At 41.7% G+C, this 9,404-nt stretch carries 10 protein-coding genes and 2 pseudogenes; 9 read left to right on the forward strand and 3 right to left on the reverse strand.

The window, feature by feature from the left end; all coding sequences use genetic code 11:
* Nucleotides 1-242: 242 nt before the first annotated feature.
* From AMS66_RS03555 to gap, 3 genes are all read right to left on the reverse strand, one after another.
* Nucleotides 243-1,232 carry an aldo/keto reductase gene (locus AMS66_RS03555; RefSeq protein ID WP_053779478.1) on the reverse strand — a complete coding sequence of 330 codons (990 nt, stop codon included), beginning with the start codon at nucleotides 1,230-1,232 and terminating at the stop codon, nucleotides 243-245.
* Between the two features lie 210 nt (nucleotides 1,233-1,442).
* Nucleotides 1,443-1,682, reverse strand: a complete 240-nt coding sequence (locus tag AMS66_RS03560; protein ID WP_053779479.1) for a NifU family protein — start codon at nucleotides 1,680-1,682, stop codon at nucleotides 1,443-1,445.
* A gap of 220 nt (nucleotides 1,683-1,902) precedes the next feature.
* The gene (gap, locus tag AMS66_RS03565; protein ID WP_053779480.1) at nucleotides 1,903-2,913 is read right to left on the reverse strand and encodes a type I glyceraldehyde-3-phosphate dehydrogenase; all 1,011 of its coding nucleotides are present in this window, start codon (nucleotides 2,911-2,913) and stop codon (nucleotides 1,903-1,905) included.
* A 230-nt stretch (nucleotides 2,914-3,143) separates the two neighbouring features.
* Between gap and AMS66_RS03570 the strand changes: the two genes are divergently transcribed.
* From AMS66_RS03570 to AMS66_RS03605, 9 genes and pseudogenes are all read left to right on the forward strand, one after another.
* A complete protein-coding gene (locus AMS66_RS03570; RefSeq protein ID WP_053779481.1) occupies nucleotides 3,144-3,743 on the forward strand; it encodes a TetR/AcrR family transcriptional regulator in 600 nt (199 codons plus the stop codon).
* Nucleotides 3,744-4,251: 508 nt separating this feature from the next.
* Nucleotides 4,252-4,410 carry a hypothetical protein gene (locus tag AMS66_RS33050; protein WP_201782132.1) on the forward strand — a complete coding sequence of 53 codons (159 nt, stop codon included), beginning with the start codon at nucleotides 4,252-4,254 and terminating at the stop codon, nucleotides 4,408-4,410.
* A 437-nt stretch (nucleotides 4,411-4,847) separates the two neighbouring features.
* A pseudogene (locus AMS66_RS32200) lies at nucleotides 4,848-4,991 on the forward strand (type I glyceraldehyde-3-phosphate dehydrogenase); the annotation flags it as partial.
* A gap of 141 nt (nucleotides 4,992-5,132) precedes the next feature.
* Nucleotides 5,133-5,375, forward strand: a complete 243-nt coding sequence (locus tag AMS66_RS31550; RefSeq protein ID WP_082350555.1) for a MarR family transcriptional regulator — start codon at nucleotides 5,133-5,135, stop codon at nucleotides 5,373-5,375.
* Nucleotides 5,376-5,474: 99 nt separating this feature from the next.
* A complete protein-coding gene (locus AMS66_RS03590; protein WP_053779191.1) occupies nucleotides 5,475-5,714 on the forward strand; it encodes a NifU family protein in 240 nt (79 codons plus the stop codon).
* 162 nt (nucleotides 5,715-5,876) lie between these two features.
* Nucleotides 5,877-6,047, forward strand: a pseudogene (locus AMS66_RS31555) (aldo/keto reductase); the annotation flags it as partial.
* A 1,293-nt stretch (nucleotides 6,048-7,340) separates the two neighbouring features.
* Nucleotides 7,341-7,922, forward strand: coding sequence for a hypothetical protein (locus AMS66_RS03595; RefSeq protein WP_053779485.1), 582 nt, complete (start codon nucleotides 7,341-7,343; stop codon nucleotides 7,920-7,922).
* Nucleotides 7,919-8,794, forward strand: coding sequence for a hypothetical protein (locus AMS66_RS03600; protein WP_053779486.1), 876 nt, complete (start codon nucleotides 7,919-7,921; stop codon nucleotides 8,792-8,794). Before AMS66_RS03595 ends, AMS66_RS03600 begins: the two co-directional genes overlap by 4 nt.
* 8 nt (nucleotides 8,795-8,802) lie before the next feature.
* Nucleotides 8,803-9,243, forward strand: a complete 441-nt coding sequence (locus tag AMS66_RS03605; RefSeq protein ID WP_053779487.1) for a hypothetical protein — start codon at nucleotides 8,803-8,805, stop codon at nucleotides 9,241-9,243.
* Nucleotides 9,244-9,404: the final 161 nt, after the last annotated feature.

Here is a 9,404-nt window from a genome sequence, read left to right on the forward strand (position 1 = left end):
CAGTGTGCCATAGAGTGGAGCTAATATAACGCCGCAAGCAGCCATCAGCTTGTTGTGTGTGTTTTTAAACTGCACTTTTGTTGACAACTCCAGAGCATGATCCGGAAAATAAACCTGTAATGAAAAGGGATGAACAAGGAGTAGAGTGTAAAGGCTCAGTAGAGCGCAAGCCCATGCATGGGCTGTAGATAGAATAGAATAAGCGGGGACCGTTGTCCCCGCCCTCCATATTGAAAAGTAAACTATCCGGGCAAAATGGCTTCGATTTGCTCCAGCTCTTCTGCACTAAGTTCCGGTGCATTCAAGGAGGCGACCGCATCCTCAATTTGGCTTACCTTGCTGGCTCCAATCAGGGCGGAAGTCACTCTGCCGCCGCGAAGCACCCAGGAGAGAGCCAACTGCGACATTTTCTGTCCGCGAGCAGCGGCAAGATCGTTCAGTTTCCGTACTTTACCGAGGACATCATCCGTAAGCTCTTTTTCAGAAAGGAAGACACTTGGTCCGGCGGCACGGGAATCGGCTGCGATGCCGTTTAGATAACGGTCAGTCAGGATGCCTTTTTCCAGCGGTGAGAACACGATGCTTCCAATACCTTCTTCGTCCAGTACATCCTGCAAGCCGCCTTCAATCCAGCGGGACAGCATCGAGTAATTCGGCTGATGAATCAGGCATGGAGTTCCGAGCTGGCGCAGGATTTGCGATGCTTTGCGGGTATCTTCCGCACTGTAATTCGAAATGCCGACATACAGGGCCTTGCCTTGGCGAACAAGCAGATCCAATGCAGACATCGTTTCTTCCAGCGGCGTGTTAGGGTCTGGGCGGTGGTGGTAGTAAATGTCTACATAATCCAGTCCCATCCGTTGCAAGCTTTGATCCAGACTGGATACGAGATATTTCTTGGAGCCCCATTCTCCGTAAGGGCCTGGCCACATATAATATCCGGCTTTGCTGGAGATAATCAGTTCATCACGATAAGCGGCTAAATCCTTCTTCAGGATTTGTCCGAAAGTCTCTTCTGCGGAACCGGCAGGAGGCCCGTAGTTGTTGGATAAATCAAAATGGGTGATTCCCAGATCAAAGGCTCTTCTCACCATCGCTCTGCCGTTCTCGAAGTTATCGATCCCGCCAAAGTTATGCCACAGACCTAGCGAAATAGCTGGCAGGAGCAGGCCACTGCGGCCAGTACGGTTATATGTCATCTTGTCATATCGGGTGGAGCTGGCATTATACATGAATGTTCCTCCTAAATGTGATTTGAAACGTGATCCTTTGAAGCACTTGGAAAAGCCGTTTTTTCCGGAAGCGCATACTTTTGTTGGATCTAGCGCAATCTTCATCATAAAGCTGCATTCGTTTCAAGTTTGGTTTACGCTCTTATTGTAGCGAAAAGGCAGGTCCAAACGTATGTCAGCATGAAAGCAGTTTGTTTGGTCACCCTTTTTCTAGAAGACTTGAACGACTTCATGAATGCCATCCACTTCTTCAAAAATGGCACGTTCAATACCAGCCTTCAATGTGATCGTTGCACTAGGACAGCCGTTGCACTCTCCCAAGAATTTTAGTTTAGCCACTCCATCCTTAACTTGAACCAATTCGGCATCTCCACCATCGCGGTTTAAATAAGGACGCAGTTTTCTCAATACATCATCTACCTCTTCGAACAATTCCTCAGAATCTCTCATTTTATGACTCCTTTCATAGAGGCTGTGCTATCAGCTTCACCGTTCGCATTTTCTCTAATTCATCAATCATGTCTTGATAAAACTTAACTCTTCACCTGGAATAACTTTCTAGAAATCGGAAGTACCGATCTTGCTCCTGCTTATGCAGCTTTCCGTACAGTGCATATAAACCCTGCTCTTTTGATGCTTGCAGCTAGGGTAAAGAAGAACTGCAATGATGTTACTTGGCGAGTTTTGCAAAGTATTCTAATGTTCTAACCAGTTGCGCGGTGTAAGACATTTCATTATCGTACCAGGCAACAGTTTTCACCAGTTGCTGGTCGCCAACGGTTAGAACTTTTGTTTGAGTTGCATCAAAAAGAGACCCAAATGTCATTCCTCTAACATCGGAAGATACGATCTCGTCCTCAGTATATCCGTATGTTTCTGGATCTGATGCTTTTCTCATAACGGCATTAACTTCTTCAACCGTAACCTTCGTGTTCAAAACAGCTACGAGTTCTGTTACGGAGCCTGTTGCTACAGGTACACGCTGAGATGCACCATCAAGTTTCCCCTTCAATTCAGGAAGAACGAGGCCTATGGCTTTAGCAGCGCCGGTGGAGTAAGGAACAATGTTCTCTGCTGCAGCCCGTGCTGCGCGGAAGTTTCCTTTTGAATCTGGCGCATCAAGAGTATTCTGGTTGCCTGTATAGGCGTGAACGGTAGTCATCAACCCAGACTGAATTCCAAATGTATCGTTCAAAGCCTTAGCCATGGGAGCGAGACAGATCGTTGTGCAAGAAGCACCGGAGATGACGGTTTCCGTTCCGTCCAGTATTTCATGGTTTACGTTATACACGATGGTCTTCATGTCGCCTGTTGCCGGAGCGGAAATAACGACTTTTTTTGCTCCGCCTTTCAGGTGAAGCTCGGCCTTTTCTTTGGTGGTGAAGAAACCTGTACATTCGAGTACGATATCTACGCCAAGCTCGCCCCAAGGGATTTCTTCAGGGTTGCGGTTAGCCAGCACTTTAATTTCTTGACCGTTAACAGTAAAGACTCCATCATGAACTTCGATATCACCATGGAAAGTGCCTTGCGTAGTATCATATTTGAGCAGATGGGCCAGCATTTTTGCGTCAGTCAGGTCGTTTATGGCCACAACCTCGATATTTTCCACCTCTTGAATTCGACGAAAAGCGAGTCTTCCGATTCGCCCAAAACCATTAATGCCTACTTTTACACTCATTGAATAACCCTCCTGTTTCGTTCGAAATCCATTCCACATAAGTTTGTCCAATAGAACTTAAAGGTAAGCACTGAGCCGAAGCCAAACAAGTTTGCCTTTGGAATGGGTTTGTTTTAAAATAAAAGATACCGATCGGTACCTTTATTATATCAGGATTTAAGACATTGGCAAGGTTTCGGACGTAAAATTTGATATAATGTTAGATTAGAATAAGTCATTCGGAGGAACCCATGAAAAAAGGAGATCGAACAAGAGAGCACATTATTATGAAATCGGCAGCAATCTTTAATCAGAGAGGATATGCCGGTACATCGTTAAATGATATTATTGCCGATACCGGAATTAAGAAAGGGGGCATCTATCGACATTTTACAAGTAAAGATGAGATTGCGCTTGAAGCCTACAATTACGCTGCCAGTCTGGTTAGCGGGAAATTTGCTGAGGCGGTCGACCAAGAGCAGTCTGCGTCTGGGAGGTTACTTGCATTTTTTCGTGTATATGAAGATGTTGTCGATAATCCACCATTTATTGGCGGATGCCCCATGCAGAATACAGCTGTAGAAAGTGTCGATACTCATGCGGAACTTTATGGTCGAGCAAGGCAGGGGCTGCATACCTTCTTGGATATGATGAAAAGTATTATTCGTGACGGGATTAAAGCTGGGGAGTTTAGGGGAGATCTGGATTCGGATGCGCTTGCTTCATTTGCATTTTCCTTGTTGGAAGGAGGCATTTTGCTCAGCAAATTGGATGGGGATAACAAGCACATGCTAATGAATACAGCATCCTTTGCATTTTATTTACAGAATTGTTGTTTGAAAAATAGTTAATCAGTTGTGCTTGGAAGCGTAGAGAGAATAAGATGCTTATATGATCTCTCTCAACATTTTGGAGGTATATTATCGAAATAAAAGTATTTGTTGCGACCAGGATGTACTCCAGGTCCAGCAAATGAGGGCAGCGTTTTAAATCGGGTTTATATCCTGTTGTTTTGGAACGTTGTAGAGTCCTCCACGGTCGCCAATAAGTCCGACATGTTGCTGTACCCCTGCTTTTAGCCCCTTATCGGTAGCCCAAGGCAGGTGGCCGTTTTTTTTGATTGTAGAGTCTGATCATGAGAGTAAGCAAACGCTTGAAGAAATGGTGGAGTGGTAACCTTGCATGCCCGCTACGCGTCATCCGCTGCTCCCCATCCTCGAAATCCCTTCCACTGCTGGAAGGCAGCCTTCCGCCAATAACAAATATAACTTATATACGGTGAATTTCCGCGCAACATCGACGTAGTGCATCTCGCTTAGTAGGGAAGGATGGTTTCTTCCGGAATCAATATATTGAAGAATGCTGGATATTGAAGTAGGCTTTTTCATGAGGCCGCCTCGTTTCGGGAGATTGCAGGAGTACAACAATTTACCGAATGAGGCGGCTTTTGTACCTTTTTTGGCTAACCAACAGGCTTGGCCCAAAACAGCCATCTTTCCGCGTTCCAATCATAGATGATATCGCTGCCCCATTTCTCTTCGAGCTTCGTCGCTTGGAACTCGCGGTTTAACACATTGTGTTGAACGGGCAGCTTATTATTGGAGAACCATACACTGTGTCATGGTTAATCTTCAGTTCTCGGGTGACATCTGTCATCGTTTGGACGCTTTCATTAATATGTTGTACTGTCTAACACCTGAAGGCCTCGTCATACATAGGTTTTATCATGGTGCACATTCACCTTCGTGACTTTTGTGCCACGAACTGATGCCACAGCGTATATAACAAGCGCTGTCCAAATGAGTGCAAAACCGACGAGAAGGGTAGACGAAACCGATTCCTTGAACACAAATACGCTCAGTAACAGCATGATTGTCGGCCCGATGTATTGTACGAATCCGAGTGTGGAAAACGCCATGCGGGCGGCTGCTCGTGCAAAGAAGAACAGCGGCAGTGCTCTTTTTGATGCCACTCAAACAAAAGTTCTAACAGTTGGCGACCAGCAACTAGTGAAAACTGCAGCCTGGTACGATAATGAAATGTCTTACACCGCGCAACTGGTTAGAACATTAGAATATTTCGCAAAAATCGCCAAGTAACATCGCGCAATTCTTCTTGATTCTAGCTGCAAGCGTCAAAGAGCAGGGGATTTCCGAATATCCTGCTAATATTACAGCTGTACACGTCATTGACTTTATTGGCTATAATGGCCCATCAACAATACAACACTTGCCGAAAAAATGGATTTAACGAAAGCAAGCATAACAAAGATAACGACCACATTATTAAAAGATGGTTTTATTGAGCGTATCCGTCTTAACGATAACAAGAAGGAAATCCACTTCAGATTAACGGCAAAAGCGCTGGAATTATATGTACTGCACGGAAAGCTGCATAAGCAGGAACAAGATCGGTACTTCCGATTTCTAGAACGTTACACTAGTGAAGAATTAAGTTTTATCAAGCGATTTATCAAGACATGATTGATGAACTAGAGGAAAGAATGATCGAGAGAAAGCCATTGATTAAGGAAGTGCGAACAGTGAAGCTGATAGCACAGCCTCTATGAAAGGAGTCATAAAATGAGAGATTCTGAGGAATTGTTCGAAGAGGTAGACGATGTATTGAGAAAACTGCGTCCTTTTTTAATGCGCGATAACGGGGATGCTGAATTGGTTGAGGTTAAGTATGGAGTGGCTAAATTAAAATTCTTGGGAGAGTGCAACGGCTGTCCTAGTGCAACGATCACATTGAAGGCTGGTATTGAACGTGCCATTTTTGAAGAAGTGGATGGCATTCATGAAGTCGTTCAAGTCTTCTAGAAAAAGGGTGACCAAACAAACTGCTTTCATGCTGACATACGTTTGGACCTGCCTTTTCGCTACAATAAGAGCGTAAACTAACTTGAAACGCATGCAGCTTCATGACGAAGATTGCGCTAGATCCAACGAAAGTATGTGCTTCCGAAAAGATTGGCTTTTCCAAGGAAGCTGTCGCAGTTGGCCCTCTCCTGGGTGTTTCGTGGCGGTAGAGTGACCTCTGCATTGATCGGCGCCAGAAAGGAAAGCCAAATTGAGGATGCGGTCGCCTCATTAAATGCACCGGAGCTTAGCGCGGAAGAACTTGAGCAAATCGAAGCGATTTTGCGCGGATAATTAACTTTTCAATATGGAGGGCGGGGACATGGTCCCCGCTTATTCTATTTTATCTACACTATTGTTTTCGAAAACAATCAAAATATGCAGTATTATATGGTACACATCATGGATGTAAATTGTGTTGGAGGGGAACCAATGAATGGCATCTTTGAAGTACTCAATCTTCTTCATTCCATTGCCAAACATGGCTTATAAGCCTTGGACTGTCATCGATTATACCCAGTTCTATTCCGATGTGCCAGTTCACCACAGTTTAACTGGTCTTTAAGCAGCATTGCTGCAAATAATATGATATGGTTGTCGAGGGACAAGAACATGGTCCCATTGAAGTCGCTATTATAGCGGCTTTTTTATTTTATCGGTACAAGTTCGTGTCCCGAGCCAAGGACAAGAACTTGTACCGATTGCCGGAATGGACAAGAACATAGTCCGATTACCGTTTAGATGGGTATCTAAATGAGAAGAAATGTAATTAAAACCTCAATAAGCAGCATTATACAGGTAGAAGTGTTGTGTCACTTTTGACTACAGGCTCGCCAAAGGCGATGTATTGATCAGAGTTACAAGGAGCTCATTACCAGCTAATCGCCACAAAGTACTCCGGACCTTCAATAAAGCCCTAAACGCGGTGGTCCAAACTATTGAATATAAGATACTTCAAAAATCTGTTGAAGTTTTTATGAAGAGAGAAATTTTTTAGCCGCTAATCCATAAAGATATGGGTTAGCGGTTCTTTGCTATGATGGATTGTAATGACGGCTTTGATTCTAGTCCTGCTTGTGAAACATATGAAAATTAATTATCTGAAAACTATTATAACCACTATTTATAAAAGTTCGTTAAACTAACGGGAAACGTTAGTTGAAAAAGAAAAGAATATTCTGTAGTTTAGCATGCTACTCACTCTTTTGTTGAGTTATCGTGTCATAAATAATTCTTTTAAAATTTGCTACATGAAGAATCAGATTCAAAGTAGCTATGGAGTACTGGAAGCATACATATACTTTTGATAAACTCATCAGTTCGATGACATTAATCCATTGTGTAAATGTCCCAATCGATATTTTTCAATGGAAAAATAATCATTTTTTACTAGAAATTGAATATTTATAAATGAGCAGTGTCTCTGATATACTCATGATTGCACTTTAGCGATAATTCCAAGATATAGTTTTTGATTCAATACTTTCTTTTCTTGGAGAGTTATCCGCTAATATGTTGCTATTATCATTTGTCCGGACCATGAATAATAGACCATACTATACAAAATAACATGAGGTGGATTTAGAAATGAAGAAGATACAGATCATTTTTGGAATAGCGATTGCTCTTTTCGCTATCGTTCTGATTTCTTCGGGGTTTACAGGAAACAAAAACAACAACACTTACAAATTTAATATTAAGTCAAATGATGAACTATTAGAACAGTTTAAAAGTAATAGTCTGACTGTTGAAAACAACAAGAAATTTGGTAAAGAAAAACAATCACAACTTGTTTTAGATGTTGAACTTCAAAAAGATGAAGAAATCTCTCCTGAGATGACATTCTATAATGGGAACATCTCAGGAAAGTTGAAATTAAAAGAAGAAAAACAGTTTTTCAATTTTACAGGTAAAGATGTTTTCCGAGAAGTGAAATATGATGATCGAACAGTATACATCGGGAGTGTTTCAGTTCAATTAAAGAACAAGATTAACGAAGAAGAAGCAGTCTTGAGTATTAGATTTGAACCTGAAACTAAGAAAATTGATGTTGCTTTAACTTCAGGAGCTATCGGTGAGACTGCATTCATTCCTTTTGGGGAAGCATTTCTAACTAAGAATGATTGGGATCAAATTAATGAGATTATTTATGGAGAAAGCCAACAATGAAAAAACATAATATTACTTTGTTCGTCGTTATTTTAGCTATTATCACTTTTTCAATGGACCCACAAAGTGCTTCTGCCGCATATGAAAAGTATTTTTATAAAGGTTTTGGTTATGAAACCGGGATTGGTGAGATAAATTTCAATCCTAACGGAACAATACAAGAGAACAACGCTGCTACAATTGCTGTTTCCAGTTCTGTTCTCTATGATGGGTTCACAGGTAAAGCGAGACTTAAAACTTACACTCGTAATGGCATAGTTCAACAGTGGTATAGCCGTAACTATAAAATGCCAGGGGACATAAGAGCTACAAATGTAGCAAATTCCAAAATCGTAACGACGTTTAAGTCGCAAACTGCTGTCGATAATTTTATTGCACCTGCCAATATATTACCGAAAGAATCTTCTAGCACAGCCATTCCTAGTCTAGGATGGTTAGCTGAAGGACTGCAGATACCGTTTTTAGGTGATGTTATTGATACGGCTTTCTTTTTCCTAACTGAGGCACCAGGTAAAGTTAGTTATAACATAGATGACTTAAATCGTTCCGCATCAATTTACCTGACAGGAGTCTCAAAAGATAAAACAGAGATACCGCCTAGCGTTGGCGTTGCAAATGCTGATAAATATACCGCAGGCGTTTACGATTCTGCAACAGGAACCTATAAAGAAGGTTACAAACCCAAATCAATCGGAGCACCTTCGAACTTTGTATTCTATTACGATGTTCCTGATGGTGTCACTAGAAATTTACAAGCAAGCGCCAAAGCTTATTACACTGTTTATACAACAAATGATATCTCTTATTACTATCCTGTCGATGTGTATACGCGTCAAGCTACGCACTACTTCAAAATTACTGGAAAAGAGTAGGGTGAACCATGAAAAAGAATATCTTAATTTGGCTGGTTATTGGGCTAGCAATAATTGTTGGGGTTTACTCATTACTTACAGCGAGCAAATATCATGCTCTTACCAGCAAAATTGAAGGTCTACAACAATCGCAGCTTGCCGGTATAGACGAGAGAGCAGCAAGTATTAAATATCGGTTCTCAACTTTGATTAATGATAGTAAAATTACGGATAAGGAAATAATTAATGTAGCTTTTCTTATTGAAGAGTTCAGGAATTTAACAAAACCTTATGGTTCGCTTACCCCTCTCGATGAAGATGAGGGTGCAATCGTAGCAATGCAAACCGTTTATGGGAAAGCCTGGAAGGTTATAAACATCAAACCATCTGACATCACAGTAAATGATGTTAAGAAAATAGAGAATGCAATAGACCAATTTAGAAATGATGTTAAAGCCTTAGGTCATTAATTAGTAACAAGAAAAGCCGCTTTTGTGAGTAACTAAATATACGTATAAAAAGGCCTATTCTTCGAGAGAATAGGCCTTTATTTCATATGTAAAAAAGCTGGCTGACCAAACAACGATAATATAAGAATAAATGTATGTCGAGGGACAAGAACATGGTCCCA

The organism is Paenibacillus xylanivorans (assembly GCF_001280595.1).
GTDB lineage: Bacteria > Bacillota > Bacilli > Paenibacillales > Paenibacillaceae > Paenibacillus > Paenibacillus xylanivorans.

Bases quoted from the DNA above. Each gene is read 5' to 3' on its own strand.
- AMS66_RS03555 (WP_053779478.1), bottom strand. From the start codon at position 1,232: ATGTATAATGCCAGCTCCACCCGATATGACAAGATGACATATAACCGT.
- AMS66_RS03560 (WP_053779479.1), bottom strand. From the start codon at position 1,682: ATGAGAGATTCTGAGGAATTGTTCGAAGAGGTAGATGATGTATTGAGA.
- gap (WP_053779480.1), bottom strand. From the start codon at position 2,913: ATGAGTGTAAAAGTAGGCATTAATGGTTTTGGGCGAATCGGAAGACTC.
- AMS66_RS03570 (WP_053779481.1), top strand. From the start codon at position 3,144: ATGAAAAAAGGAGATCGAACAAGAGAGCACATTATTATGAAATCGGCA.
- AMS66_RS33050 (WP_201782132.1), top strand. From the start codon at position 4,252: ATGCTGGATATTGAAGTAGGCTTTTTCATGAGGCCGCCTCGTTTCGGG.
- AMS66_RS31550 (WP_082350555.1), top strand. From the start codon at position 5,133: ATGGATTTAACGAAAGCAAGCATAACAAAGATAACGACCACATTATTA.
- AMS66_RS03590 (WP_053779191.1), top strand. From the start codon at position 5,475: ATGAGAGATTCTGAGGAATTGTTCGAAGAGGTAGACGATGTATTGAGA.
- AMS66_RS03595 (WP_053779485.1), top strand. From the start codon at position 7,341: ATGAAGAAGATACAGATCATTTTTGGAATAGCGATTGCTCTTTTCGCT.
- AMS66_RS03600 (WP_053779486.1), top strand. From the start codon at position 7,919: ATGAAAAAACATAATATTACTTTGTTCGTCGTTATTTTAGCTATTATC.
- AMS66_RS03605 (WP_053779487.1), top strand. From the start codon at position 8,803: ATGAAAAAGAATATCTTAATTTGGCTGGTTATTGGGCTAGCAATAATT.